Here is a 26,645-nt window from a genome sequence, read left to right as displayed (position 1 = left end):
GAACGCATGGGGATGCGACCGGTTCCTCTCTCACGAGGGGAAAGTGTTGTGAGTATCCTGAACGCCGAATTTCTGACCGCTGCCGGCGGCGCCATCACTGTGGGCGGCGGTGCGGCACGCTGGGTCTGGGTCCAGTTTTCCGAGAGAATGAAGCGCCTCGAAGAACGCTTGGAAGCCGAGCGCGCCCGTTCGGAGGCTATGCTGCGCGGGCAGATCGACGAGCTTAGAAGCGAGATCCGCCAACAGGACGGAGAAATCACCTGGCTTCGCAGGGTGAACGAGGCCTACATGCGTCATAGTCTCCGCCTGGAGGCCATGGTCGTCGGCGCTGGTTTGAGCGTACCGGAAGTCGAACTCCCCGAACGGCCCCAGACGCCCTGATCAGGCAGCTCCGCCAGAACCTGACTTTGAAATTACGACTGCGGCGAACATATCGTACTTTAAAGATCAGGCGGGCAACGTTTGTGTAACTCGGCGAGCGTTCAACCGGAACCGGATCAGGCGTTCCCTGGTTTTCGCCGCCGGATCAGAAGCCTTTTGGAAGGACAATACGGATCACATCGATGGATGCCGGTTCGGGAAAGCAGACGTTAACACCTCTACTACGGAAGATCGGGCGAATCTCCGCGGTTCCTGACAAGGAACGACTGGCGCTGCAGTCGATCGGCAGTCACGTCGTCCGCGTGGCGAAAGGAGTCGCTCTCCCGGTTCCGTCGACGGACGCCGCCGCGGTGATCGTCGTGATCGCGGGCCTCGTCGGGGAGATCCGCCAGTTCCGAGATGGACGACGCCAGATCCTGGCCATACACATCCCCGGCGACACGCTCTGCACGGGAGTCTCCGCGTCGTCCGTCGATCCCATGTTCCCGCTGGTCGCCCTGTCGGACTGCGGCGTCCTGATGCTTGACGCCGCGAACGTCGGCGGTGAATGTCCCTCGATCGCCGCCGCGCTCGCCGCTTTCGAACGGATACGGGGCCAAATAACGCGTGAATGGCTGATCGACGCGGGGCGCCGCTCGGCACGCGAAGCGATCGCGCACCGGATCTGCGAGTTCCACGCACGGTTCCGCCTGTCCGGTCTGATCGACGGGAACCGATTCGCGTTACCGTTGTCGCAGACCGACATTGCGGACGCAGTCGCGGTGACGTTCGTGACTGTCAACCGTATCCTCATGAGTCTGCGGCAGGAGAAACGCGTGGTCTTCCGACAGCGCGAAATCGATATCCTCGATCCGGAGGGGCTTCGCGCCCTGTGCCGGTTCAACGACCGGTATCTTCGTCCCTGACCGAGTGGCCGTCAACACGGTCTTAACCGGCACATGTCGATATGATGCGTCGTGAACGGAGACATCTTTCGGCATGGATGATATCGGCGAACTCATCCTGGCGCTGATCCGCGGGATCGGCGTCCTCGCCCTGCTCACGCTCGCACATGGGTTCGTCTCGAGGACCCTGTCGGCGGTAGTGACCAAAGGAGTCGCGGTCGGGATCGTCTTCGGCCTCGGCGCTATCTTCACGATGTTCGATCCGTTCGTCCTTCATCCCGGCGTCATCCTGGACGCTCGGGGCATCATCCTTGTGCTTGCGGCACCGTTCGGCGGACCCACTGCGGCCATCGTAGCAGGGGCTGCAGCAGGCGCATTCCGATTCTGGCTGGGGGGCGCAGGCGCACCGCTCGGCATCATCGTCATCTTAACCGCTGCGGCAACCGGACTTGTCCTGGGTCCGGTCCTTTCGAAGCGAAGCGGCGGATACGATCTCGGACCACTTCTTCTTCTCGCCGTAGCCGGATCCGGGCAGAGCATGCTGCTTCTGCTCCTTCCTGCGTTCGTGCCAGGTATAGATCCGTGGCCGATGATTGCCCCGCATCTTGTCACCAACTGTGTCGGCATCATCATCCTCGGACACTTCCTCTCCGCAGAGGGACGCCGCCAGCACGCCCATCGCCTAGCGGAAAGTCAGGCCACTACCGACCCTCTTACCGGAGTCGGAAACCGACGCATCTTTGAACAGACCGCGTCTATCGTCTTTTCTCGGCAGGAACCGGCTGCTTTACTGCTGGTGGACATCGATAACTTCAAGCTTGTCAACGACCGGTGGGGCCATGACGTCGGCGACCGCATTCTGCGCCAGGTCGCCAACGCGATCCGGGCTGCGGTCCCCAAGAACGGCGTTGTCGCACGCTACGGCGGAGAGGAGATGATCGTCTTGCTGCCTGGCGCGAACGCAAGAGACGCGACGGCAGTTGCCGAACACATCCGGCGAATTGTCGACGAAGAGGTTTTCTATATCAGCCGCACGGTAGGGAACGTCACGGTGAGCGTTGGAGCCTTCGTTTCGGAACGCGCTGACAGCTTCGAACAGGCGTTCGTGCTCGCCGATAAGGCTCTTTACCAAGCAAAGGATGCCGGGCGGAACCGCGTAGAGTTGTATGTCGCGGATACCCGCGAGAACGCACGGATGGATCATGGCCGCCGGACGTTTGTCACCGCTTAATCAGCGGATGCTGAAAACGCCTCGCGCAACAAGCTCATCAAATCGTAGATGTTGTAGGGTTTCCCGAAATATATGCAGCCGGGCGGCATCGTTTTCGGATCAGGCGTTCTCCCAGCGGACGTTACGACGATCCGGATGTCCGGGCGCAGGCGGTGAACCGTCCATGCCAAATCCATCCCATCCGCACGCTCGGCTAAGTCTGTATCAACGAAGATCGTGCCAAGATCGTCTCGCTCGTCCTGGTTGAGAATCTGAAGAGCCCGCGCCGAGTCACGCGCTTCGTAAGGAATGAGGCCGGCATCCGCAGCGGCATCGGATGCAAACAACAGAAGCAGCGGATCGCTTTCGACGACGAGCACGCCGAGTCTTTTAGTCTGCGTCATATAAGGGTTCACTCCGACTGCAACTTGCCTAATAAGCGGAAACGGACGCCCGTCACGTCGAAATCAAGACTGCTCGTGCCGTCGAAATAGAGAGCTGTCGTCCGCTCGACGAGGCGCGTCCCGAATCCGCGTCGCGAAGGGGAGCTGACAGGTGGCCCGTCCGTTTCCTTCCACGTGAACTCGAACGTCCCGTCCGGATCGGTATTCCAGTGCATCGCGACATGACCGCCCGCGACGGAGAGCGCTCCGTACTTGACGGCATTCGTCGCCAGTTCGTGCACGGCCAGGACCAGGCCGAACGCCTGATGGCCGGACAGCATCGCTGGCGGTCCTTCAATGCGAAACCGTCCCTCTTCCGTCATGTAAGGACGAATCGCCGACTCGACGACGGCACGGACGTCCGCCGCCGGGTTTTCAGTCTGGGACAGGAGATCCTGTGCCGAAGCGAGCGCGAGCAACCGTGCCGGCAAGGTCGCCCGTGCCTCCTCGATCGTGGCAGCTTGTCGCAAGGTCTGTCCGGCAATCGACTGAATGATCGAGAAGGCATTCTTCAGACGATGGGACGATTCCCGGACGACCATCTCGCGCCGCATTTCGGCTTGTCGCCGGTCCTCTATGTCGATCACGGTGCCGACATAACCTTCGAACACGCCGTTGTGGAACCGGGGAGCGCCGGTATCGACCGCCCAGCGGTAGCGTCCGTCGTGACGGCAAAGACGATACTCGAGGGAGAACGGTATGCGTTTCGCGTTCGCTTCGAAGAAAATTCGTCCGCTCTCCTCCCTGTCGTCCGGATGAACCGCGTCTAGCCAGCCGAAACCTTCCGACTTCCACTTCGTCATTCCGGTGTAGTCATACCAGCCCCTGTTCAGCCAAACGCAGCGTCCGTCGGTGTCGGTGACCCAGATAATCGCGGGAGCGTCGTCCGCCATCGAGCGGAAGCGCCGCTCAGTCTCTCTCGCCGTCTTTAGGGCCCGATTGCGCTCCACTACGGCCTTGCGCAACTCGAACTGCGTCATCGCCTGTCGGGCAAGCAGACGCAGCGTCCGAATCTGGCTCTCATTGAGATCACGAGGACGATAGTCGAGGACGCAGACCGTCCCGATCGGCACGCCGGCAGCGGTCTTCATCAGTGCGCCGGCGTAGAAGCGCAGATGCGGTTCGTCCGTCACGAGTGGATTACAATCGAATCTAGGGTCCTTCGTCGCATCCGGGATCACCATCATGTCCTCGGACAGGATCGCTTGCGCGCAGAAAGACGATTCGAGCGGCGTTTCGCGCACACCGAGTCCGACTTCTGCCATGAAGAACTGGCGGGTCGTATCGACCAGGTTGACGACGGCGATCGGCGTGCCGCAGACCTCGGAAGCGATCGCGGCAATATCGTCGAACTCGGGTTCGCGAGGGGCGTCAAGCGCGCCGTACGATGCAAGCACGGAGGAGCGACGGCGCTCGGCGCTTGACACGTTCGCTACTTGCCCGTCCTGCAAATTAGTTGCCCTCCGTTTCGTGGTATCGACTCCTATCGGGTGTCCCTGTTGATTGGAAGCACGGACAAACAGGGCGCGAACTGAACAGCGGGCGTGGCTATCGAAATGCGTTCTCGTGCCGAATGGGGAGTTTTCTCTCTTTTAGGTTAGACTAAAATTATGCTGACCGGTTTAAACGCTCCCAGATTACTAGCTTCCCGTTCGAAGGCATTCAGTCGTCCTGCATCAGAGAAGCGCGTCAGCGGGCGTTCTGGAAAGAGTTTTCATCATCTGATCGTTCGCAAGTCGTTTCCTCCAAGTCGTCGTCAGTCGATCCTTCAAGAACGGAACGAAATATTTTTATCGTTCGCTTTTCTGTACATGCGGTGACGGGGTAAAACAACACTAAAAACAGTGTCTTACTTGACTCTTGCTATGATTCGCGGATGATGAGGGGGCGTCAAAAATGACGCGGCCCGGGGCGGTGCGCTAACACCGACAGCCCGGGCCTAACCCTGATCATGGAGTGACCCATGTCCGAGTCTCGGGCTATTCTACCGCATGAGCCGACCCTTTACACTAGGGACGGGCGCGTATTCACTAATTCAATGCATGTCGCGGAGTTTTTCGGAAAGCTGCACAACACGGTGCTGCGCGACATTCGCATGCTGGTGCTCTCGGACGAATTCCGTGAGTACAATTATGTACAGACGCTGGTTTGCAAGGGTTCTGGCGCCGTAGAGCGCTCAACGCCCGTCATCGAGATGACCCGCGATGGCTTCATGTTTCTCTGCATGGGATATCGCGGCGAGAAGGCCGGCTTGATCAAGGAACGCTACATCGCCGCGTTCAACCGGATGGAGGAAGAGCTTCGTCGTTTGATGGCGAACCCGGCTCCAGCACCCGACCTCACCGATGCTGCGACCCTTCGTTCCGTTCTTCTCGGCTACACGGAGCGCGTCCTCGCGCTCGAAGAGAAGGTCGAGGAGATGACGCCTCAGGTTCAGGCCCTGAGCCGCATTTCCGAATCCGGAGGGTCGCTTTGCATCACCGACGCGGCCAAGGATCTGAAGCTTCGTCCGAAGCTCCTGTTCGATTTCCTTCGGTCGCGCCGCTGGATCTACAGGCGCACCGGCTCGAACAGCGATATCGCGTATCAGGACAAGATCGAGTCAGGTCTACTCGAACACAAGACGACGACGATCACCCGGTCGGACGGGTCCGAGAAGACCGTCAGCCAGGTCAGGGTCACGCCGAAAGGCCTAGCGCGGCTCGGGCAGGAATTCCCGCCGCTCCTGCAACTGGTCGGCTGAGGGAACGGCGATGGAATTCGTGAGAACGACCTCGCACTCCGAAGATGATCAGGCGGACGCGATCATGCTCCGCCGCATCCTCGGCGAGTTCATCATGCCGACGCAGCGCACTCGCGCGATGATCGAACTCGAAGAGCGGGGTTTGATGAAGTATCAGCCCCGGCACCTGAAATTCTTCCCGACTGAAGCCGGTCGCGCCCTCCTCGACAGCGCCTGCGGGAGGGCAAAGAGTTAACACCTCAACCACCTGTAATCGCTGGATTGATGGCCGTTTTCAGTCCGAATAGTTAACACCCTCTGGACTGGATCAAAACGAGAACATTCTCTAGCCTCCGGTTCATCGAATCGGAGGCTTTCCCATGTCCAGACGCGCCCGCCACAAACGCCCCCTCGGCCGCCTCGACGACCATGTCGACAACACCGACATGCACATGCGGACGATCGTCATGCTCGCGATCCTCGAGGTTCCGCCGGACCTCCTTCAAAAGATTTCGAACGGCCGGCCGAAGACCAGTCCGCAGGATTACGACGCTGCCCGAAAGGAAATCGCGGAGCACCTCGTCGTCCGGATCCGCGAGATCGTGCGGTGCGAATACGGGCAGTCGGGCGCTGCCGGCGGACACGGGTGATGTCGCTAAAGTGCGCGTAAAGCCCCCCGGCGGCGGTCGAAACCGTCGCTAGGGTGCGCGTAAGCGTCAGCGCCTGAAGCCCGGCGCCGCGCTCGACGACGGCGACGATCGCCGGGAGGAGATGTCGTCGCCCAGCGCCTTGAACGCCGCCATGGGATCTTCAGGCCTCTGCTCCCGATCTTCGCGCGGCGCCGGGGTCGGGAGATCAATGACGAACCTCGGGTCGAAATTCGTCGGCTCGCTGACCAGGCCGCCGCCGTACCTGGCCTCCGCACGCCACGTATATCCCCTCGGATTGCTGACAATCCGGGTTCCGGCGACTTCGTAATCCCTGGCCTCATGCACGTGTCCATGGATCCAGAGCGCCGGCGAATGCTCCCGCATGACGTCCTCGAGGTCAGAAGCGTAAGCGGCATCCGTGTGATCGATGCCGACGAAGACCGAGCCCTCCTTGAGAGACTTTTCGGACGGCGCGTGGTGCGTGACGACGACTGTCGGGCCTTCAAACGGCGTCGAAAGTACCTCCTCGATGTACCTGCGATGCCGGGCATGCAGCGCCTGCAGACGGTCCGGCGTCAGCCTCGACCGGACGCTGCCGGTGCCCGACTTCGCATACCGGAAATCGTTCATGCGGGCCGCGCAGTCGCGCTTCGCCTGCCACTCATAGTTTGTGATCTGATAGTCGGTCCAGAGCGTCGCGCCGACGAACCGCACGCCGCCGATCACGACCGTATTGCAGTCCAAAATATGGATGCCGTCGTCGCTGAGCCGCTCGCGCGTGCGTTCGACCTCGCGATCGACGCTACCTCTCCAATAATCGTGATTCCCCGCCACGGCGACGATCGGGACGTCGGGCATGCGCCGGCGCGTGCGTTCGAGGAGGAGGCGGCCGCCGGTGGAGAGGCGGCCGTCGATGTCGCCCGCGACGACGATGACGTCTGCGGAGACGTCCTCGACCTCGAAGGGCACCTGGAAGGCCGGCTTGCAGATATCGTCGTGGATGTCGGAGAGAATGTGGATGCGGGTCATACGACTTTATTCCTTTCTGTAGTCGGACAGCCGGACGATAGCCGCGTCGTCAGCAAGATTCCTCGGCCGCTTCTCTGCAAGAATTCGCATCGCGTGAAGACCGAAGCCCCGCCGTTCTTCTTCGGTCATCAATGAGAGTGCTTCGACGACGCTGCGCGCGAGCGGATGTGGATCCGGCTTCCCGGCATCAATTTCGGACGCGAAACGAGCCGCGGTGTCGGGCGTGAGAACGAGGATCATGGCATCGGCCTCCCGGTCATCATACATCTTTAGTAGCAGGCTGGAGACGCGGCCGCCGGCGTCCGGAAGCGGCTCTGCGGCGAGCGCGACGAGGGCCCGGCGTCCGGGTTCGGATAGCGAAACGAAGAAGTCGGCAAGCGCGGCGACGACGTTGCGCCGGTGAAGCATGGCCGCCTCGCAGGCATCAGTGAACGCGGCGAGACGGCGGCGGCGGGTGGAGCGCGAGTGCGAGATCCACATCAGTGCTTGACCTCGCCGATTCCCATCAGCAACGCGAAAGCGTCGTGCACGACGTACGTCGTCAGAGCTTCCTCGATGAGGCGTTCGAGACTGATGCCCCGGCGGTCGGCGATCGCCTGCAGCCGGGGCTCGATGTCCGGCGCGACCGGTACCGTGAGCGTCTTCATGCGAGCCCCCTCTCGTTCGCGAACTTCCGGAGCGCGTCCTCACTCAAGACGCGGCGGTCGACCGCGAGCCGCGCGAGGTCGAGGATCGCGATCCGGTGCGTCAGGACGAGCATGAGCGCCTCGCCATAGACCCTCCGGATCCGGGCTTCGACGCTCGCGCGATCGGGTCCGCCGGGCGTCAGATAGCCGCCGAGACCCAGTCCGCCTTCGACAGCGCTCAGAACCGTCGTCGCGCGCTCGAGATCGCCGACGGCGCCTGCGCTCGCCTCTCCCAAGATGACGTCCTCGGCAGCCCGGCCGGCAAGCATAGGCAGAACCATGCTCTCAAGATCGCCCAGGCGCTGCTCGGTCACGACATCGCGCGGTCCTTCCACGTAACCGCCCGCGCCGCCACTGCTGATGATCGACATCGCGAGAGGCACACGGCCGGTCGCGAGGTATGCCATCGCATGCCCGGCTTCATGGATTGCAGTCCGCCATACGACGGCCGCCGACCTGGTCTCCGGCGGCATCGCAACCTGGAGGATGTCCGAGCCGGCGATCGGCCGCTTCGCGTGGCGTGCGAGACGCTTGGCTTCGCGCGCATACCGTGCGACGTCGGCACCCGAGGCCGTCCCGGCAAGCGCGGTTGCCACCGGTTCGATAGCGGCTGCCGGCAGATCGGGCGCATGGTGCGCGAAGATCCGAGCGAGCGCCTGGGCATCCGGCAGCCCGATCTCGAAACGGCGATCGAGGCGCCCCGAACGAAGAAGCGCGGGATCGAGGCCGTCCGCATCGTTACAGGCAGCGATGACGACGATGCCCTCCGTCCGGAGCGTGCCGTCGACGCACTCGAGGAGGGTGTTCACGATCGGCCGCCAGTAGTCGTCGTGCCGCGCTGACATTCCCCGGCGCGGCAGGGAATCGATCTCGTCGATGAAGAGCAACAACGGGATGTTCGCGGCGGCGGCTTCGAAAGTCTGCCGCATCGCGCGGATCGTGTCGCTCTGATAACTCGCCCCGGCGGCAGCCCACTGACCGAAACTGGAGGAGATCATGGGCAGGTCGCAGGATGCCGCCAACGCCGCCGCGAAGAGCGTCTTCCCCGTGCCGGGAGGGCCGACGAGGAGCGCGCCCGTATCGACTTCGCTCCACGCGATCTCGCCGGCACGATATGCCGCGATATCCGCGACCAGGTCCGACGCCCACGCCGCCGCCTCGCCGTAGCCCGCGAGATCCTCGACGCGCGGGCTCGTCGGCCGAAGGATATCGATCTTGGCGCCGCTTCCGCGCCGCGAAGCGTTCCGGGCAGCTTCCTTTTCCTTCTCTTCCGTACGCCTGATAGCCGACTCGGCCCGCTTCCGCTCCTCGACGGCGATCTGGACGCGGACAAGGCGTTCCGCGGCCGCCGCGTCCGCGCCATAGACGAGTGCGTAATCCAGTGCATGGTACGGCATCCGGCGCGGCAGAAGGTCGGCCGGCCAGTCGATCTGACGTCCGAAATGATCTGAGACGATCTGCGCGACGTCTTCAGGACGATCGTCGCGAAGGTCGAATTCCGCGAGAGCGAACAGCCGGATCTCGTCGTCGAACGGATCGTCATCGTCGTCGCGCGTCATGATGATATGGCGGCCGAGTTCGGCCGCGCGAGCGAGCAGCGACAGGTCGAAGCCGCGTCCCCACTGGTAGTGGTCGAATGAAATATGCAGCGACTTCCCGATCGTCCGGACCAGGGTGTTCGTCCAGCCATCCGCTCCGCACTCGACAAGCCAGACGCCGGGGACGCCCAGAGCGATCCGGTCGCGGAATTCCTGCATCAAACCGGAACGCTCAAGCACGATGCGGGCGACGCGCTGCGACGGCCGCAGGTCCGGATTCGGAGCAGGGTCGTCTTCGTCGTGAAGGAATTCGGAGGCGAGGTCGTGGATGTCGTCGTCAACCGGCACTTCGATGCCGCCGCCGACGATCCGCATGCTGCGGTTCGCCATAGGAGTCTCTCCATTAAGCCCGCGATCGGCAGAACCGGTATGCGGACGGGAACGGGAGGACGATGCTATCGCGAAATCCTTAAGAAATCCTTACTCGCCGTCTTTCGGTGCGGTCTCGGACAGCGTTTTCGCATACTGCCGCATCCTCAACCGCATATAATGCTCGCTGAGACCTGCATCCCGGTGCCGTTTGACGACGTCGTGGAGGTCGCGGCCGAACGCCTCGACGAGGGGCGCGTCGCGTTCGAGGCGTTCGATGACGGGGTCGGGCACGGGCTTGCCGCCCAGCCAGCGTTCAGCCGTTCTTTTCGCGACGCCGAGGACATACTGAGTGTCATCGACGTAGATGCCGCCGGCAACGCGCTTGATGAGCGCGAGGAAGCGGTAATGCGCGGGGTCGTCGGTCCGGATTTCGGGGTCGCGGTCTTCAGTCATGCGGTCATCGATAGCGGCGGCGGCTGGAGCGGAGCGGGTGTCGGAGAATGTCGCACAGAGATGACATTTCGGGCCGTTATGGCAGCCGTGCGTGACATTCGGGACCGGGAACGAACTGGTTACTGCTACCGACTGCTACCGAAACGACGGTCGCAACCGGGAACGGGACGGGAACCTCGGGAAACCGGAACCCCGGAAACGCAGGCATTGCGTGGCGCGCTCCCTCGTTTACACCGAGGATGTCGGCGGTTCGAGCCCGTCACTGCCCACCATTTCCAAGCCGCACCGAATACATCCAACGCGCCCGGCCGTTCCACGGCGCTTGAGCTGCGTCATTGGGCCGGACGAGTGGCGACGTTGGCCAGGGTGACCCACGCCGCCATGTTCCAATTTGGTCAGTGCTTCAAGCCGGTTTCGTCTTCCGTGGACTTGTCGAACTCGGCCGGATCGAACTCATAGGTCTCTCCGCAGAATTCGCAGGTCACATGGATATGGCCGTCCTCGATGCTTTCGGCGAATTCCTCCTCGCTGAAGCTGTCGAGAACGCTCTGGATGCGCTCGCGCGAGCAGGAGCAGTCGTCCTCCACCGGATTGGACGGAAAGACGCGCACACCGCGCTCGTGAAAGAGCCGATAGAGAAGGCGTTCGACGCCGACTTCCGGATCGGTGAGTTCGGAGACCTCGACCGTATCGACGAGCGCTCGCGTTTCGAGCCAGGTATCGTCGAATTCGATCGTATCCTCGACCTCTTCCGCACCGTCCGGTGCATCGCCGCCGGGAAGGTCCGGCATGCGCATGCGATCGGGCGCATCGGGCAGGAATTGGACGACAAGGCCCCCTGCGCGCCAGGTCTCGACGAAGCCGCTTTCGCCCCTTCGCGCGATCTTGGCGACCGCGAGCTTGACCGCCGTCGGGATCTGTTCCGACTGGCGGAAATAGGACTCTGCGACTTCCTCGATCGAGGTGCCATTGAGCTCCACAATGCCCTGATAGCGCTGCATATGCGTGCCTTGATCCACGGTCAGCGCCAAAATACCATGGCCGAGAAGCTCGGGCGAACTCGTCGCCCCGTTTGCTTCGGCCTCGGCAATCCGCTCATCGTCGAAACGGGCATAGGCCCGCACGGCAGACGGCGTCGAAAAATCGACGACAAGCAGATCCACCGGTCCATCCGTCTGGGTCTGGGCGATGAACTTGCCGTCGAATTTAAGCGACGTGCCAAGGAGCACGGTGAGAGCGATCATCTCGGCGAGAAGCCGAGCCACCGGTTCGGGATAGTCATGGCGCGCCAGGATATCGTCCAGCATCGGCCCGAGCTGGACGGCGCGCCCGCGCGCATCGAGCGGCTCCACATGGAACGGCACGACAGCGTCGTCGCCGGCCAGGGTCATCTCCGCCAGCGTCGTTTCGTGTTCAGCCATCGGTTCAGCCCTTCTGAATGGGGCCCGCGACACTCTCGTTCACCGCATCGAACACCCAGGCGATGATCGACTTCTGTGCATGAAGACGGTTTTCCGCCTCGTCGAAGACCACCGATTGGGGGCCGTCGATCACGGCATCCGTCACCTCCTCGCCCCGATGGGCAGGGAGGCAATGCATGAACAGAGCCTCGGGGCTGGCATGCGCCATCAGGCTCTCATTGACCTGATAGGGCATGAAGACATTGTGACCGCGAGCACTATCCTCGCGGCCCATGGACACCCAGGTATCGGTCACGACGCAATCGGCGCCGCTGACGGCCTCAACCGGGTCCTTGGTAGTTAGGATCTCGGCGCCCTCTTTGCGAGCCCAGTCGAGATAACGTTCATCGGCTTCCGAGCCGTCCGGGGTCGCGATATTCAGCCGAAAGCCGAAACGCGCCGAGGCCTCGATGAAGGAGGAGAGCACATTGTTGCCGTCACCGGTCCAGGCAAAGGTCTTGCCCGCGACCGGCCCACGCTTTTCCTCGAATGTCAGAAGATCGGCCATGATCTGGCAGGGATGGGTGTCGTCGGTCAGGCCGTTGATCACCGGAACGGTGGCGTATTCCGCCATTTCGAGAAGCCGGTCATGGGCCGTCGTGCGGATCATGATCGCATCCACATAGCGCGACATGACGCGCGCCGTATCGGCGATCGTCTCGGCCCGGCCGAGCTGCATTTCGGAGCCGGACAGGAAAAGGGTCTCGCCGCCGAGCTGGCGCATGGCGACGTCGAAGGAAACGCGCGTGCGGGTCGAGGGTTTGTCGAAAATCATCGCCAGCACCTTGCCAGTAAGCGGCTTCGGGCCCGCCGCTCCCAGCGCCTTGCGCTGGGCCGCGTCGTTAATGATGGTGCGAAGATCGCCAGCCGAAACGGCGGACAGGTCGAGAAAATGCTTGGTCATGGGACTGATCGATCCAGATCTCGGTCTCAGGCGCTCTTCTGGCGACGGGATTCGGCGGACAGGGAGGCAACGCCGGTTTCAATGCGATCCATCGCCTCGCGCACCTCTTCCGGGGTGATGATCAGTGGCGGCAGGATGCGCACCACATTGTCGCCGGCGGGAACGGAGAGGAGGCCTGCCTCGCGGAAAGCGGCGACGAGATCACCATTCGGCACGACGGCTTTGAGGCCGATCAACAGGCCCTGACCGCGCACCTCTTGAACAACGTCGGGACAGCGGTCGGTGAGCGATGCGAGCGACTGCTTGAAGAGGATCGCCGTGTCGCGAACCTTGTCCAGAAAGCCGTCCTCGAGAACGATGTCGAGAACGGCGTTACCCACCGCCATGGCCAGCGGATTGCCGCCATAGGTCGAGCCGTGGGTGCCAGCCGTCATGGCGCTGGCGCAGGCTTCCGTCGCAAGGCAGGCGCCAAGCGGAAAGCCGCCACCGATGCCCTTGGCGGAGGCGAGAATGTCCGGCGCGGCACCCGAATGCTGATAGGCATAGAAGCGCCCCGTGCGGCCGATGCCGGTCTGCACCTCGTCATAGATTAGAAGCACGCCGCGCTCGTCGCAGAGTTCGCGCAAGCCCGTCAAGCATTGCGGGGGAACCGGGCGGATACCGCCCTCCCCCTGGATTGGCTCGATCAGGACGGCGGCAACGTCCGGCTCGGCGATGGCAAGGCGCAAGGCGTCGTGATCGCCGAAGCGCAATTGCTTGAAGCCGGGAAGCTTCGGCCCGAAGCCTTCCAGATATTTCGCCTGTCCGCCCGCGGAGATCGTCGCAAGGGTCCGACCATGAAAGGCGCCCTCGAAGGTCAGGATCGTCGTGCGCTCCGGCGCGCCATTCACATAATGATAGCGACGCGCGGTCTTGATCGCACATTCCAGCGCCTCGGCGCCGGAATTGGTGAAGAAAACCTTGTCGGCGAAGCTGGCCCCGCACAGCCGCTCGGCCAGCCGACGCTGACCGGGGATCTCGAAAAGGTTCGACACATGCCAGACCTTCTCGGCCTGATCCTTCAGCGCCTGAACGAGATGGGGATGAGCATGGCCCAGCGCGTTGACGGCGACGCCGCCGGCGCAGTCCATGAAACGTCGCCCGTCGCGCGTCTCCAGCCAGACACCCTGGCCGCGCTCGAAGGCGAGGTCGGCCCGATTGTAAGTGGGATATATCGGCGAAGAGGGCTGCGTTTCCTGCGGCATGGCGACTTGGCTGATCCTGAAAAGAGCGGATGACGTCACGGTCGATCGCAACGATCGACCGAAACATTGAAGCCTGCCGCGAGGGCAGGCTTCAATGTTTCGGTCCATATATGGCCGCGTTCACACCGTCTATACCACGCTGCAAGGCGCCACTGTCAACGAAACGCGGGCAATGCCAAGCCTTTGCGCATTGTGCAACAGGGGCCAGAATTGTTGCGAAAGGTTGGGGAAAAGCCTTCAGCCTCCGATCTTGGGCCCGCCTACGCTCTTGTCTTGCGCGGGAGCCGTAGCTAAATTGACTGTTAAACTACCATATCTTGTGCGGCAGAACCAAGCAGTCTCTAGATATTGCCCCGGCCCGGCGATCCTCCCCGCTTGGCCCGGTTAGAGTCCGTCGCGCATGAGCGCCGAAAGGAACGTGCCATGAGCTGGACCGATGAGCGGGTCGATCTCTTGAAGCAATTGTGGTCGGAAGGTCTCAGCGCCAGTCAGATCGCCGATCGCCTCGGCGGCGTCAGCCGCAACGCCGTTATCGGAAAAGTGCATCGCCTGAAGCTGGAGTCGCGCGGCAAGACGAGCGTCATCGACGCGAAATCGGTGGAGACGCCCGTCGAAGTCGAGGCTGAGACCGAAGAGCGTGTCGAGAAGACCCCCGAACCGCGTCTGGAGACGGTCGAAGAGACCGTTGAGATGGTCGTCCCGGCGCGGCTGGTCTCGTCTGGCGGGGGTATGTCGCGGGCAATGCCGCGCACCATGGGCGCAACGGCTTTGAAGATGGAACCGGGCGACGACGTCGACTTCGAGGCCGATATCGAAGAGGTCCAGGAGACACGGCCGAGCGGCGAGGTTGTGCCGATCGCGCGCAAGCTATCGCTTGTCCAACTGACCGAGCGGACCTGCAAATGGCCCGTCGGCGATCCTCTCCACGATGATTTCCACTTCTGCGGCAACACCGCACCCGACGCCTCGCCTTATTGCAGCTTCCACGCGAAGCTCGCTTTCCAGACCGTGGAACGGCGCCGCATTCGCTGACAATCAAAGAAGCGAGATCGATCTCTTCGGGCGGGTTCGACCAATGGTCGACCCGCCCGACGCGTTTTGACGATCATGGACGCTTGGAACAGGTCGCGCCGAATGACATCGACATCGCCCGAACAGAACATCTCGCGGCTCTGAATTGACTCCGTGAAACAACGGGCCCCGACAAGGCCCATCCCGCCATCGTTCGGCGCTCAACCAATCAACCTTCCGCCGTCTTCGCCTCGGCCTTCTCCGCTTTGCGGCGCTGGCGTTTGCCGAAGGTGGCGACACGGTAGACATAGGCCGCGACGATTGCGACGAGCACCGCGTTCGACACCGGCCCCACATAGGCCTGAACCGTCTCATATTGCTGGCCCAAGAGATAGCCGGCCATAGCGAGAAGGGTTGTCCAGGCGGCGCTGCCGATGGCGGAATAGATCAGGAATTGCCAGAGTGGCATGCGCGCGATGCCGGCCGGAACCGAAATCAGCGTGCGGACCGTTGGAACCAATCGTCCGAACAGGACGGCCCCTGCCCCATGCCGCTGGAACCAGTCGCTCGCCTTCTCAACATCGTCCGCGCCCATGGTGATCCAACGGCCGTGCTTGTCGGCGAAGGCCTTGGTTCGGCGCAGTCCCATGGCCTTGCCGAGATAGTACCAGGGAACGACGCCGGCGAGGGACCCAAGCGTGCCGGCGATGATCACCGCTGCAATCGACATCGAACCGGAAGCAGCTTCGTAGCCCGCGAGCGGCATAATCAATTCGGACGGGATCGGCGGGAAGATGTTTTCCAGGAACATCAGAAGGGCGATACCAAACGGTCCCAACGTGTCCATCAGGCTGTTGACGAAAGCATCCATCGGCTGTGCGCTTGTCCTTTTACTCGTCCCGTGGCGATAGGCGATACCGCGCCGCCATTTGATCCGCCCGCTTCGCTCACTCGAACGCGTCTCGCCTCATACGAAATCCGTTTGATCGCTTCGCGATACGGATTTCCAAGACGCTCAAACGCCGCGCGGGCTATGATACGGGATTAGTCTGAATCAGCCGAATCCCGTATCACAAGCGCGACCCACCGCTTTTCGTTCCGATCCGAAGGCGGCAGACCGGATCCTGGCTGAGCATATGGGGCTGGGATTGAGCGGGTTCGACCGGATTCGCTTGGAAGTGACCGCAAAAAATGCCGGCGCAAAGCTCAAACGGCGTCTATTCTCGGGTGGTTTTCGCCTGTGTGGTAGGCCGTCACGACAGCCGGGCGCGCAACAGCCAGAGGAAGGCTGAAAAGCGCTGCCCGCAAAACGGGCCGGGCCCTTTCGGCTATAGGTCGGGCATGGGGCGAAGTTACGCGACCGGCCAGACAACCCGCCGCATCGCTTCTTCGATCTGCTGGGTCGTGTAAGGCTTTTGGAGGATCGGATAGACGTGCCACTCTTCAGGAACGCCCTGTCGTCCGTAACCGGTCGCAAAGACGATCGGGGTTTGGCCGTCCCGAAGCCTTTCTGCGAGCGGAAAGACCGTCTCTCCTCCAAGATTGACGTCGAGAATGGCGACGTCGGCCTCAAGCCCTTCGTCCATCATTCGTTGGGCGGATTTCAAGCGCATGGCCGGTCCAAGCACCTCGCAGTCGAGATCGAGCAACATATCCTCGAGCTGCATGGCGATCAGGCTTTCATCTTCGACGATGAAGACGCGTAAGCCGTCGAACCGTTCCTTCGAGCTTTCAAGCGACGGACGTTTCAATGTCTCCCATCCCAGACAAATGGACCTGAAGGCGGCAGGCGAGGCCCTTCGGCTTCAGGTCGAGAGACAGCGAGCCGGCCAGCTCTCCCTCGACGATGCGTTTCAAGACCTTGATGCCGAAACCAGGCTTCAAGGGCTCGGGGCGGATATGAGGCGCGAATTCATTCCAACTAAAATGAAGGACGCGCTTATTTTCACGATGTTCTATTTTCCAATCGATATTCAAGGTCCCTTCGCCGTCCGGGCGCAAGGCGCCATAGCGTGCGGCATTGGAAGCTAGCTCGTGGAAGACCATCGCCAAGGCGATCGCCGGTTTTGATTCTAGCATAATATTCGGCCCCTTGACCGAAACGCGGTCGGGCGAAAATCCCGACAATTCGCGAGCCAGTAGAACCGATAGCCCGGCGGACTCCCATCGCCTGGCCGAAAGAACGTTATGGGCCTGGCTGAGCGCCATGATCCGCGCTTCGAACGCATATTGGGCTTCGGCGGGATCCTGGATGTTGCGGAAGCTCTGGCGCGCCATGGCCTGGACGGTCGACAGCGTGTTCTTGACCCTATGGTTGAGCTCGTCGACAAGAATGCGATGCCGGTGGGACGCGCGCACCGCCTCGGTCCGGTCGGCGCCTTGAAAGAAGACGCCGGTGATCTTGCCCTCTTCGTCCAGAAGAGGATTGCAGGTGAAGTCGAAATAGATTTCGGTGGGCGCCTCGTCCTCGGCCGAGCGCCGCAAGCTCATATGCGCGCTCTCGCCGGCGATGGGGCGACCTGTTTCGATAACCGTCGCCAAGAGGTCGGCGAACCCTTGGGAGGCGAGCTCCGGCAGAGCCTCGGGGAAGGGGCGCCCGAGCAGCGGACGCTTTCCAACAAAGCGAGACAGGCTGTCATTGACGAAAGTGAAGACCTGACCTGGCCCATCGAGAACGGCGACCATGCCCGGCGCCTGGCGAAACAGGCGGCGAAACTCGTCGACTTGGTTCGCGGTCTCCAGATAGGCTTCTTCGACGTCCTTCGCGCTCTCGATCAGCGCCGCCTCGCTCGGCACGACCCGGAGTGGCCAACGCCCCAATCCTTCTGCCCGCTCGGCCAGTTCCGTCACATTCGCGATGGAGGCGACGATGAATTCCGTCTGCCCTGCGGCATCGAGGATCGGCGAGCAGGTGAAGCTCCAATAGCGCGCTCCCGTCTCGCCGGCAGCCCCTTCCAGCGTCGGCTCGTCATGCCGCAGAAACGCGATCGAGCTGCGCCGGCCGGTTTGCAGGACCCGGTCGAGACAGAGGCGAAGACGATCGCCCGCCTCACCGCCATCGGGAAAGACGTTGAACACGCTTTGCCCACGCAACTCCGCTATATCGAGACCCAAAGACGCTTCAAGCGCTCCATTGGCCGCGACGAAGCGCAACTCCTTGTCGAAAAGGGCATGGGGCTGCGGAAGAGCCGCAAACAGCCGTTCGTAGTCAAACCCGGTCATGCCGGCCTATATGCCGCCAGGCGCGAAGTCGCGCAGACACATTCCAGTGAGAGCTTCGCCGCAGTCACGCTCTCCTCGATCAGCGGTCGATTTACGCCAGGTCCGGGCAATTCCTCGCCGCCCCCACTCGACCGATCGTCAATTGCCTTCGACCCCGCCTGCCGGCGCATTGACTGTCGCCTTTCCTATGCTGCTGCCGGAAGCCGATCGCCTTCCCGACAACGACACGTCATTTCAACGTCAAGGAGCCCTCTGCGGGCCGCCTGGGCCACCCCCTGCTCCGATGATCCACGTCGCTGACCAACCCAAGGCTTTGTCGGGCCCACGGATCTCTCGGCAACGCTCACCTGATGTTATGGATTGATGAGGCGCCGGGGCAAGGGGCGAGGTTGATCGAGAAGGCTGAAAGACGGATCGGCGTCATGCCCGGCCCTCGATCGACAAAGCTCCTGCGGGCGGTCACGGCCAATACGTTGCATTTGCGAACGCCCTCTGTCCGAACCTTACCAAGCGCAGATCTTCGTCTCGGTTTCCGGATTGGCCCAGCATGCCGGATCTGTCGTCTGGCGGACATAGAGGCCCGGCAGCGAGATGTTCCGGTCCCCCAGATTGACGAAAGCCGAGGCAAAGCCGGGCCTCTCGACCACGAGGGAATAGCTCACGGCCGGCCCCTCGATCGAAAAGCTTCCATCGCGATCCGTCGCCTGAAAATCGCAGTCGAAATAGCCGTCATCGGTCGAGAAACACCGCGCCGGCTTAGCATCGGCCCTGTCGACAGAGACCGCGCAGGACAGGACGAGACCTGCGAGGCAAAGGTGAGCGGCTTTCATCTGGGACCCTCTCGGACGATCGATGACCGACATGATCGCCGGCATCTTTGTGCCGCGCCAGAATAGATCATGGCGCTTCCCGCGAGAACGGGTCTCTTCAAGGTCGATCGCAGATCAGCGTCAAGCCGGCGAGCGGCCTGCAAAACGACGACAGCGCCGCCATTCGACTGGCGGCGCCGTGTCTTTCTTGCCTGATCGGCTCAGCGCGTCAGGCGCTTATAGGTCGGGCGCTTCGGGTTGACCGATTCCGGTCCAAGGCGCCGGATCTTGTCCTGCTCATAGTCTTCAAAATTGCCTTCGAACCATTCCACATGGCTGTCGCCCTCGAAGGCGAGGATGTGGGTGGCGAGCCGGTCGAGGAACATGCGATCGTGGCTAATCACCACGGCGCAGCCGGCATATTCCTCCAGCGCATCCTCGAGCGCGGTCAGCGTCTCGGTGTCGAGATCGTTGGTCGGCTCATCGAGCAGGATGACATTGGCACCGGACTTCAGCATCTTGGCCAAATGCACGCGGTTGCGCTGGCCGCCCGAGAGCGTGCCGACCTTCTGCTGCTGGTTTGGGCCTTTGAAGTTGAAGTTGCCCACATAGGCTCGGGAATTCATCTCGTATTTGCCGAGCTTCATGATGTCGACGCCGCCGGAAATCTCCTCCCAGACATTCTTGTCGGCGTCGAGGTCGTCGCGGCTCTGGTCCACATAGCCGAGATCGACGGTCTCGCCGATCTCGATCTTGCCGGAATCGGGCTCTTCCTGGCCGGTAAGCATCTTGAACAGGGTCGACTTGCCGGCGCCGTTCGGGCCGATGATACCAACGATGCCGCCGGCCGGCAGCTTGAAGGAGAGATTCTCGATCAACACGCGATCGCCGAAGCTCTTTGTGAGGTTCTCGACCTCGATCACCTTGTTGCCGAGACGCTCGCCGGTCGGGATGACGATCTTGCCATCGGCGGGTTTGCGGTTCTCGGCCGCCTCGACCAGCTCCTGATAGGCGCGGATACGGGCCTTCGACTTGGTCTGGCGAGCCTTTGCACCCTGCTGGATCCATTCGCGCTCGCGGCTGATCGCGCGCATGCGGGCGTCGTCCTCGCGGCCCTCCTGGGCCATGCGCTTCTGCTTCTTCTCCAGATAGACCGAGTAGTTGCCCTCGTAGGGCACGCCATGGCCACGATCGAGTTCGAGAATCCAGCCGGTGACATTGTCGAGGAAGTAGCGATCGTGGGTCACCATCAGCACCGAGCCTTCATACTCGCGCAGATGCTTTTCGAGCCACAGAATCGTCTCGGCGTCGAGATGGTTGGTCGGCTCGTCGAGGAGCAGGATGTCGGGCTTGGACAAAAGCAACTTGCAGAGCGCCACGCGGCGGCGCTCACCGCCCGACAGGTTGACCACATTGGCGTCGGCCGGCGGGCAGCGCAGCGCGTCCATCGCCATCTCGACCTGGTTCTCCAGGTCCCACAAATTCTGGGCATCGATGACGTCCTGGAGCTTGGCACCTTCCTCCGCCGTCTCGTCGGAGTAGTTCATCATCAGTTCGTTGTAGCGATCGAGAATCGCCTGCTTGTCGGCGACACCCTCCATCACGTTTTCCATGACCGTCTTGTCGGGGTCGAGCTGCGGCTCCTGGGGCAGATAGCCGATGGTCGCGCCTTCGGCTGCCCAGGCTTCGCCGGTGAATTCGGTGTCCTTGCCGGCCATGATCTTCAGGAGCGTCGACTTACCCGCGCCGTTCGGGCCGAGAATGCCGATCTTGGCATCGGGGTAGAAGGACAGATGGATGTTGTCGAGAACCTTCTTGTTCCCATAGGCCTTGGTAAGGCCGGACATGTGATAGATGAACTGGCGTGCCATGGCGCGCTTTATGCTCCGTCGATCGAAATGAGGTGAAAAGTTAGGCCGTCTCTAAGCCATCGATCGCTTGGCCGCAACGATGCAGGCGGCTCGCGATGTTCGCAACGTCCTGAGAGCCGCCAGCCAGAGGCGCGCTCATCCGTTGCGCCAACGCGACGCTTCGAGCCTTGCGCCTCGGCGCGGCACGCCGCATTCTGGGCCCGGCTCAAACTGAAAAACCTTGTTCGAAGAGGCGCATGTCCCGATCCGTCGTCACGCTGCCCCCGCAGGGCCACTATCTCAGAGGCAGGGTTCGCTTTGCGAATCTTGCGGCGCGCGCAGCCGGTTTCGCGCTGCTTCTCATGCTGGTGGGCATTCCGGTCTATCGGATCGGTGGGATCACCCCGCAAGCCTTGATCGCCGTCCTTCTTCTCGCTTTCGCGCTGGCGCTCGGCGCGCTGGTCGTCTCGCTTGCCGGCCTTGCCAGTGCATGGTTCCAAGCGGCCCGAGGCGGCGGCGCGGCCTTGCGGGCGGCTATTCTTTCGACGCTTGCCCTGGCGCCATTCCTGGTCCTCATTCTGATCGGCACTTCGAACCCCCGCGCCAATTCCGCCGCGACGGAAGGCCTTGCGGCGATCGATGTCTCCAATGCCGCCCCCCTTCGCCCGGCAAGCCCCGCTGATGCCTTCCTGAGAGGCCCAAGCGGCCGACTTGCGATGCTCGGCGCCAGCGCCAATCCGAGCGTGCTTCCATCCGCCCGCTATGACGCAGCGCCGGTCGAAATCGCGGCAGCGGTCGAGGATGCGCTCAAAGCGCTTGGCTGGGAGGTCGAAGAGATCGTCGCCGGCGAACCCGGCCAGGAAAGTGGCGGGGGACCGCTCGGCGTCATTCACGACAGCGGCGCAATCCCGATCCCGACACCTCGCGCCGAGATCGACAGCCCCAATGCGAGCGCCGCCGCCTTCTCGCTACCGGAGCGCAATCTTTATCGCGTCACGGCAGTCGCCCGCGACTTCATCTTCGCCCTGCCCAGCGACGTCGCCATTCGCATCGCCGGCAATGGCGACGAAACCTTCGTCGATCTGCGCTCGGTTTCACGCGAGACCGGCATTGATCTCGGCCAGAATCGCCGCTTCATCGAAGCCTTTCTCCAGCAACTGAATTTCGAGATGGCAGGCGAGGAGAGTCTGTCGCTATTTTAGACTCGCCTTCGCCGATAGAGTGCAAGATCGCGGCCAGACGCGGCCATCAGCCCCTTATCGCGCGAAGCCGGAACGGCCCGTCGCGGGTTACCGGATCGTCGCCATCGATCTCGCCACGCTCGAAAAGCTCGACCAGGTGAGCCCGGATGGAATGAGCGGCGGCCGGCTTCAGCGTTGGATCGAGCCCGGCATAGAGCTGGGCGACAAGGTCTTCGATCATCGCCGGCCGTTCGGCCAAGATGTCACGGATCATCCACTCCCGCTGACCACGATGGGCGATCACCGCCCGCAACAGGGTCTTCGGCTTGACGACCGCATCGCCATGGCCGGGTAGGAACATCCGATCATCGCGACTGAGCAACCGATCGAGGGACGCCCGATAGGCTGCCATCGACCCGTCCGGCGGAATGACGACCGTCGTCGACCAGCCCATGACGTGATCGCCGGTCAGAAGAAGGCCCGAATCGCCGAGTGCGAAGGAAAGATGGTCTGCCGTATGGCCGGGCGTTGCCACAACCTCGATACCGCGCCCCGCGAGGAAAAGCGTTTCACCGCCCGAGAGACGACGGGCGACATCATAGGCCGGTCGGTCGGCGATGTCCGATGCCAAGACGCGTGGCTCATCCGTTGTAAGAAAATCGCCCGGTCGTGTCGATGACTCAGACGAAGCGGGCGTTGATCGGCCAACGTCCTTCCCATCCTTCGCCGGGCGGTCACCCCGCCTGATCAGAGCTTGCGCAGCGGCGGCGCCCTCCCCCGTCCCTGCGAAGATCGGGGCATCGAACATGCTTGCCGCCTGAGCTGCGAGAGCGCTGTGATCCGGATGCCAATGAGTGAGAAGGATCGCCTCGACGCGCCGCTCGCCCACATGGGTCTTAAGGGCGGCAAGATGGGCGTGATCGGCGGGACCCGGATCGACGATGACGCATTCGCGGCTCGTGCCGATGATATAGCTGTTCGTTCCGCGATGGGTCATCGGACCGGCATTAGGCGCCGTGACCCGCAGAACGCCCTCAATCTCGCTGACGTCGGTCTTGCCTATCGCTTCCGGCGGCATATCGCCTCCCTCTCACTCACTTCAGCGCAGCGCTTGAACACGCGCAACGCCTCCCTTCCCCGCCAGTCGACCATGTCCCATCAAGCGACCAAGGGCCGCGCCCGTTCGGCAACGGAAACCGCAGTCTTTTTTGCCTGGCGGCCCAAAGCCTGTGCGATCGGCGATTTACAAGCGCGGTCCGCATTGTCTATAGAGTGCCGGCGCCGGTCCGGTCGAGACAGACCCAGCGGCCCATTGGGGCGTCGCCAAGCGGTAAGGCAGCGGCTTTTGGTGCCGCCATTCGCAGGTTCGAATCCTGCCGCCCCAGCCAAAGCCAGCTAAGTGATTGAAATTGCGATCGATCCGTTCCAGCTGGGGAGCCATTCCGCCAAGTGGGACACACGACTGTGACACAACCGTGTGACACGGAGTGTGAGATGGGGTTCGCAACAGGTCTCGAACGACGAGGCGCCGTGTACTACTGGCGCAAGCGCCTGCCAGATAGGCTCGCCGAGCGAATCGGTCTGACGCATGTTAAGTTAAGCCTTCGAACCCGAGATCCTCAGGAGGCTCGATATCTCGGGGCTTGCCTCAACAAGATGGCTGCCGAGTTGCTGATGAGCGTACTTCCAGAGATCACGCGGGAGCAGCTGCAATCGCTCTTCCGCAAGACATTCGAGCAGCATCGTCGAAAGCTCGCCCTTCTCGCCGACTTCGCACGAAGCGAACGGGGCTTTATGCCGTCGCAGGAGATCCAGGAAGAGACGGCGACGGGATGGGCGTATCAGCACTTTTCTCGGAAAGGGTTGCATGCTTCCGTGGATGAGGATGCTCGAGATCGCTTTGCGAAGGTCGGCCTGTCCGAGGAGGAGATCGAGCGCGTCACAGCTACTGTTGACCGTATGAAGGCAAGTGGCGAGGCGACACCATCGGCGTCTCGTCTCGCCGAAGCTATCACGGAAACCGGTGCCGAGGTCACGGCTGCAACGAAAGCGAAAGCGCAGCCGATCTATCTAAGGGCCCTGGCCGAAGCGCTTCTGAAGACGGACGAGCGCTATCGCCACGATCCTTTCGATTTCGATGCGGAGATCTGCGCGCTTGCACCTGAAGCAGAAGGCCTTTCCGAAGCAGAGAGAGGCTTCCGACCGGCATCGAGGACGACCTCGGAGCTTCGAGAAAATGGACCGGCGAGAGGGGATACTTCCACCCCGCCCTCTCGACCATCGCCGACCCCTTCGATGAAAACGGCGGCGGCACACACGGGCAGCGTGATCGCAATCAGCACCAAGCTGATCGAGAAGAAGCTTGCAGATGAGGTTTGGGACGAAAAGACCGCTCGCCAGGCCAGGATGATCTTCGATCTATTCGGGCGTTTCCTCACTGAAGAGGCAGGCGTCAACGACCTCGCCGAACTTCGACAACATCATCTTGATGCTTTCGAAATTTTTCTGAGGATTTTGCACAAAACATACGGGAAGAGCCCGAAAGACAGGCATCGGACAATTGCCGATCTGCGGAAGGATAGCGAACAAAGGCCGTCAACCGAACGGGGGCTTTCCGGTGCGACCCGGAACCGGCACTTGACCTTTATCGGCCAACTTCTGCGCCGGGCTAAGTCGGCTGGCGTTGCTATCGACCCGCAGCTAGATCTGACGGAGCTTCGTGCGCGGAAAAACAAACGTGGCCGCGACGACCGGCCTGTGCCGACCCGGATCCAGATCGAAACGCTCTTTCACCAACCGGTCTTCACCGGATGCGGCGATTGGGACGACATGCATCAACTGGGCGAGCATATATTCCACCGCGCGGCCTATTTCGGCCCCCTGCTTGCCAACTATCAGGGGATGCGACGCGAGGAGTATTGCGGCCTGTCCGCCGACGACATCATAACCGATAACGGCGACCATCCCTACATTCATCTCTGCTTAAATGAATTCCGAAGGCTGAAGAATCCCCAGTCGGTTCGGAACCTGGCTCTTCATCCCGAACTCATCCGCCTGAGTTTTCTCGATTACGTCGACGCGATCAGAAAGCTTGGATATCGTCGGCTGTTTCCCGACCTTCATTCCCCCTCAAGCCACAGTCTCCTGGGAGACCGCCTTTACGACGAACTTCGCCCGTCATTTCAGACATGCGGCTTCACGCTCCACCAATCGCGTCATTTCTTCAACAATGAACTGAAACAGATGCGTGTCGACGCCGAGTTCCGAGCGGACCTAATGGGACATGGTGGAAAGACGGAAACGACAGAACGCTACTGCAATCCCGCCGACGTCGTGAACCAGCTCGAGGATCTTTCGAAGGTGCCTATCGTGACAGCGCATCTTTCGCCGCACGCAATCAGACTAGTCCCATGGGTCGAAGAGAAGGCCATTGCACCGTGGAGCAGGGCAGCGAAAGCAAAAGCCAAGGCGTAGCAAAAGACCTCGCAGCCTGAGCAAACCGCGTTACATACAGACGCAAATGGGCCGATACCGGACGGTCAGCTCCAGAGCGAGATTGGCGAAAATCTGCCATTCGGCTTTCTTGAAGAGTTTCGGGCGCCGTGAGGCGTACGAAACTCTTCAAGAAAGCGGACCGGCAACTTTCGAGCGTTTGAGCGCGAAATCGGCCGTTTGCTTCACTTCACGCCGACCTCCTCCTCATGCCTCAACGCGATGGAAGGCTTCTTCGCCAAACTCACCCGCAGGCGGCTGAAGTGACGTTGCCCCTGTGGCTTGATCCAGGTTGAAGTTCGTTCTGGCCGATCAATAAGGACCAGAACATGAAGCGCAGCCGTTTCTCCGAAGAGCAGATCATCGGCATCCTGAAGGAACACGAGGCCGGAGTTCCGGTCGCCGAGCTCTGCCGCAGGCACGGCGTCAGCGACGCCAGCATCTACAAATGGAAAGCGAGGTTCGGCGGCATGGAGGTCTCGGAGGCCAAGCGGCTGCGGTCGCTGGAAGACGAGAACGCCAAGCTGAAGCGCATGCTCGCCGACGTGATGCTCGATAATGTCGCGCTGAAGGACCTCTTGGGAAAGAAGTGGTGACGCCCGCTGCCAGGCGGAAAGCCGTCGCTCACCTCATGGAGCGCCACGAGATGAGCGAACGGCGGGCGTGTAAAGCCATCGGCTGCTGCCGCATGACGATCCGCTATCGCTCCATCCGCCCCGATGACAGGGATCTGCGGGAGCGGATGATCTCTCTTGCCCGGGAGCGCCGCCGCTTCGGCTACCGGCGCCTGCACGTCCTGCTCAGGCGCGAGGGCCACACGGTCAATCACAAGAAGCTGTTCCGGCTCTACCGCGAGGAACGGCTGGCGGTACGCCGCCGCGGCAGCCGCAAGCGGGCGATCGGCACCCGAGCGCCGATGCTGGTGCCGCTGGTGCCGGGTGAGCGCTGGTCGCTGGACTTCGTCGCCGATCAGCTCGAGGACGGGCGCCGTTTCCGGATCCTCACCATCGTCGACGACTGCACCCGCGAGAACCTGGCGCTGATTGCCGACACCTCGCTGTCCGGCGTCCGCGTCGCCCGCGAACTGGATCGGCTGATAGTCGA

At 62.0% G+C, this 26,645-nt stretch carries 25 protein-coding genes, 2 tRNA genes and 1 pseudogene; 12 read left to right on the top strand and 16 right to left on the bottom strand.

Annotation, left to right across the window (positions count from 1 at the left end):
- Nucleotides 1-48: 48 nt before the first annotated feature.
- From B9A15_RS06130 to B9A15_RS06120, 3 genes are all read left to right on the top strand, one after another.
- Nucleotides 49-381: a hypothetical protein gene (locus B9A15_RS06130; protein WP_084409173.1), complete on the top strand. Its 333-nt coding sequence runs from the start codon at nt 49-51 to the stop codon at nt 379-381.
- A gap of 182 nt (nt 382-563) precedes the next feature.
- Nucleotides 564-1,286 carry a Crp/Fnr family transcriptional regulator gene (locus B9A15_RS06125; RefSeq protein ID WP_084409172.1) on the top strand — a complete coding sequence of 241 codons (723 nt, stop codon included), beginning with the start codon at nt 564-566 and terminating at the stop codon, nt 1,284-1,286.
- A 73-nt stretch (nt 1,287-1,359) separates the two neighbouring features.
- Entirely contained in the window at nt 1,360-2,496 is a 1,137-nt protein-coding gene (locus B9A15_RS06120; protein ID WP_084409171.1) for a GGDEF domain-containing protein, read from the top strand.
- Here B9A15_RS06120 and B9A15_RS06115 read toward each other — a convergent pair.
- Both B9A15_RS06115 and B9A15_RS06110 read right to left on the bottom strand, forming a co-directional pair.
- Nucleotides 2,493-2,855 carry a DNA-binding transcriptional response regulator gene (locus tag B9A15_RS06115; RefSeq protein WP_084409170.1) on the bottom strand — a complete coding sequence of 121 codons (363 nt, stop codon included), beginning with the start codon at nt 2,853-2,855 and terminating at the stop codon, nt 2,493-2,495. The genes B9A15_RS06120 and B9A15_RS06115 overlap by 4 nt on opposite strands.
- Nucleotides 2,856-2,887: 32 nt before the next feature.
- Nucleotides 2,888-4,345: a sensor histidine kinase gene (locus B9A15_RS06110; protein ID WP_139798232.1), complete on the bottom strand. Its 1,458-nt coding sequence runs from the start codon at nt 4,343-4,345 to the stop codon at nt 2,888-2,890.
- 536 nt (nt 4,346-4,881) lie between these two features.
- On the opposite strand from B9A15_RS06110, the gene B9A15_RS06105 reads away from it, so the two are divergent.
- The 3 genes from B9A15_RS06105 (at nt 4,882) to B9A15_RS06095 (ending at nt 6,290) form a co-directional block, all read left to right on the top strand.
- Nucleotides 4,882-5,661 (top strand): phage regulatory protein/antirepressor Ant, encoded by a 780-nt coding sequence (locus tag B9A15_RS06105; protein WP_084409168.1) that lies wholly within the window; start codon nt 4,882-4,884, stop codon nt 5,659-5,661.
- Nucleotides 5,662-5,725: 64 nt separating this feature from the next.
- A complete protein-coding gene (locus B9A15_RS22885) occupies nt 5,726-5,896 on the top strand; it encodes a hypothetical protein (protein WP_170923186.1) in 171 nt (56 codons plus the stop codon).
- Between the two features lie 124 nt (nt 5,897-6,020).
- Nucleotides 6,021-6,290, top strand: a complete 270-nt coding sequence (locus B9A15_RS06095) for a hypothetical protein (RefSeq protein WP_084409166.1) — start codon at nt 6,021-6,023, stop codon at nt 6,288-6,290.
- A gap of 66 nt (nt 6,291-6,356) precedes the next feature.
- On the opposite strand, the gene B9A15_RS06090 is transcribed toward B9A15_RS06095, so the two are convergent.
- The 5 genes from B9A15_RS06090 to B9A15_RS06075 form a co-directional block, all read right to left on the bottom strand.
- Nucleotides 6,357-7,319, bottom strand: coding sequence for a metallophosphoesterase (locus tag B9A15_RS06090; RefSeq protein WP_084409165.1), 963 nt, complete (start codon nt 7,317-7,319; stop codon nt 6,357-6,359).
- Nucleotides 7,320-7,325: 6 nt separating this feature from the next.
- Nucleotides 7,326-7,727, bottom strand: a complete 402-nt coding sequence (locus tag B9A15_RS06085; RefSeq protein ID WP_139798231.1) for a hypothetical protein — start codon at nt 7,725-7,727, stop codon at nt 7,326-7,328.
- A gap of 71 nt (nt 7,728-7,798) precedes the next feature.
- Nucleotides 7,799-7,966 (bottom strand): hypothetical protein, encoded by a 168-nt coding sequence (locus B9A15_RS22880; RefSeq protein ID WP_170923185.1) that lies wholly within the window; start codon nt 7,964-7,966, stop codon nt 7,799-7,801.
- Entirely contained in the window at nt 7,963-9,933 is a 1,971-nt protein-coding gene (locus B9A15_RS06080; protein WP_084409163.1) for an AAA family ATPase, read from the bottom strand. The genes B9A15_RS22880 and B9A15_RS06080 overlap by 4 nt, the downstream gene beginning before the upstream one ends.
- Nucleotides 9,934-10,023: 90 nt before the next feature.
- Complete coding sequence (locus tag B9A15_RS06075) at nt 10,024-10,368, bottom strand: hypothetical protein (protein ID WP_084409162.1); 345 nt, start codon at nt 10,366-10,368, stop codon at nt 10,024-10,026.
- Between the two features lie 178 nt (nt 10,369-10,546).
- Here B9A15_RS06075 and B9A15_RS06070 point away from each other — a divergent pair.
- Nucleotides 10,547-10,640: transfer RNA gene (locus B9A15_RS06070), tRNA-Ser, on the top strand.
- A gap of 123 nt (nt 10,641-10,763) precedes the next feature.
- On the opposite strand, the gene B9A15_RS06065 is transcribed toward B9A15_RS06070, so the two are convergent.
- From B9A15_RS06065 to B9A15_RS06055, 3 genes are read right to left on the bottom strand one after another with little or no spacing between them, the layout of a single operon-like run.
- Nucleotides 10,764-11,789 (bottom strand): Hsp33 family molecular chaperone, encoded by a 1,026-nt coding sequence (locus B9A15_RS06065; protein WP_084409161.1) that lies wholly within the window; start codon nt 11,787-11,789, stop codon nt 10,764-10,766.
- 4 nt (nt 11,790-11,793) lie between these two features.
- Entirely contained in the window at nt 11,794-12,732 is a 939-nt protein-coding gene (gene argF, locus B9A15_RS06060) for an ornithine carbamoyltransferase (RefSeq protein WP_084409160.1), read from the bottom strand.
- Between the two features lie 26 nt (nt 12,733-12,758).
- Nucleotides 12,759-13,976, bottom strand: coding sequence for an aspartate aminotransferase family protein (locus B9A15_RS06055; RefSeq protein WP_084409159.1), 1,218 nt, complete (start codon nt 13,974-13,976; stop codon nt 12,759-12,761).
- A 423-nt stretch (nt 13,977-14,399) separates the two neighbouring features.
- Between B9A15_RS06055 and B9A15_RS06050 the strand changes: the two genes are divergently transcribed.
- Nucleotides 14,400-15,008 (top strand): GcrA family cell cycle regulator, encoded by a 609-nt coding sequence (locus B9A15_RS06050; RefSeq protein WP_084409158.1) that lies wholly within the window; start codon nt 14,400-14,402, stop codon nt 15,006-15,008.
- Nucleotides 15,009-15,216: 208 nt separating this feature from the next.
- Here B9A15_RS06050 and B9A15_RS06045 read toward each other — a convergent pair whose 3' ends face one another.
- From B9A15_RS06045 to ettA, 5 genes are all read right to left on the bottom strand, one after another.
- On the bottom strand, nt 15,217-15,858 hold the full coding sequence (locus B9A15_RS06045) for a DedA family protein (protein WP_084409157.1): 642 nt from the start codon (nt 15,856-15,858) through the stop codon (nt 15,217-15,219).
- Between the two features lie 481 nt (nt 15,859-16,339).
- Nucleotides 16,340-16,738, bottom strand: coding sequence for a response regulator (locus tag B9A15_RS06040; RefSeq protein ID WP_084409156.1), 399 nt, complete (start codon nt 16,736-16,738; stop codon nt 16,340-16,342).
- Nucleotides 16,719-18,209: a sensor histidine kinase gene (locus B9A15_RS06035; RefSeq protein WP_084409155.1), complete on the bottom strand. Its 1,491-nt coding sequence runs from the start codon at nt 18,207-18,209 to the stop codon at nt 16,719-16,721. Before B9A15_RS06035 ends, B9A15_RS06040 begins: the two co-directional genes overlap by 20 nt.
- 503 nt (nt 18,210-18,712) lie before the next feature.
- The gene (locus tag B9A15_RS06030; protein WP_084409426.1) at nt 18,713-19,039 is read right to left on the bottom strand and encodes a carboxypeptidase-like regulatory domain-containing protein; all 327 of its coding nucleotides are present in this window, start codon (nt 19,037-19,039) and stop codon (nt 18,713-18,715) included.
- A gap of 200 nt (nt 19,040-19,239) precedes the next feature.
- Nucleotides 19,240-20,889, bottom strand: coding sequence for an energy-dependent translational throttle protein EttA (ettA, locus tag B9A15_RS06025; protein WP_084409154.1), 1,650 nt, complete (start codon nt 20,887-20,889; stop codon nt 19,240-19,242).
- Nucleotides 20,890-21,125: 236 nt separating this feature from the next.
- On the opposite strand from ettA, the gene B9A15_RS06020 reads away from it, so the two are divergent.
- Nucleotides 21,126-22,070 (top strand): DUF1499 domain-containing protein, encoded by a 945-nt coding sequence (locus B9A15_RS06020; RefSeq protein WP_084409153.1) that lies wholly within the window; start codon nt 21,126-21,128, stop codon nt 22,068-22,070.
- 46 nt (nt 22,071-22,116) lie between these two features.
- Here B9A15_RS06020 and B9A15_RS06015 read toward each other — a convergent pair whose 3' ends face one another.
- Nucleotides 22,117-23,127 carry an MBL fold metallo-hydrolase gene (locus tag B9A15_RS06015; RefSeq protein WP_084409152.1) on the bottom strand — a complete coding sequence of 337 codons (1,011 nt, stop codon included), beginning with the start codon at nt 23,125-23,127 and terminating at the stop codon, nt 22,117-22,119.
- Nucleotides 23,128-23,362: 235 nt separating this feature from the next.
- Here B9A15_RS06015 and B9A15_RS06010 point away from each other — a divergent pair.
- The 3 genes and pseudogenes from B9A15_RS06010 to B9A15_RS22480 form a co-directional block, all read left to right on the top strand.
- Nucleotides 23,363-23,437: transfer RNA gene (locus tag B9A15_RS06010), tRNA-Gln, on the top strand.
- Nucleotides 23,438-23,543: 106 nt separating this feature from the next.
- On the top strand, nt 23,544-25,523 hold the full coding sequence (locus tag B9A15_RS06005; protein WP_342170269.1) for a DUF6538 domain-containing protein: 1,980 nt from the start codon (nt 23,544-23,546) through the stop codon (nt 25,521-25,523).
- Between the two features lie 347 nt (nt 25,524-25,870).
- Nucleotides 25,871-26,645: pseudogene (locus B9A15_RS22480) on the top strand (IS3 family transposase); the annotation flags it as partial.

It is taken from the genome of Fulvimarina manganoxydans, assembly GCF_900176465.1.
In the GTDB taxonomy this organism is placed as follows: Bacteria; Pseudomonadota; Alphaproteobacteria; order Rhizobiales; family Rhizobiaceae; genus Fulvimarina; species Fulvimarina manganoxydans.
The sequence above is the reverse complement of the archived record's forward strand: the minus strand, read 5'-3'. Positions and strand labels throughout refer to the sequence as shown.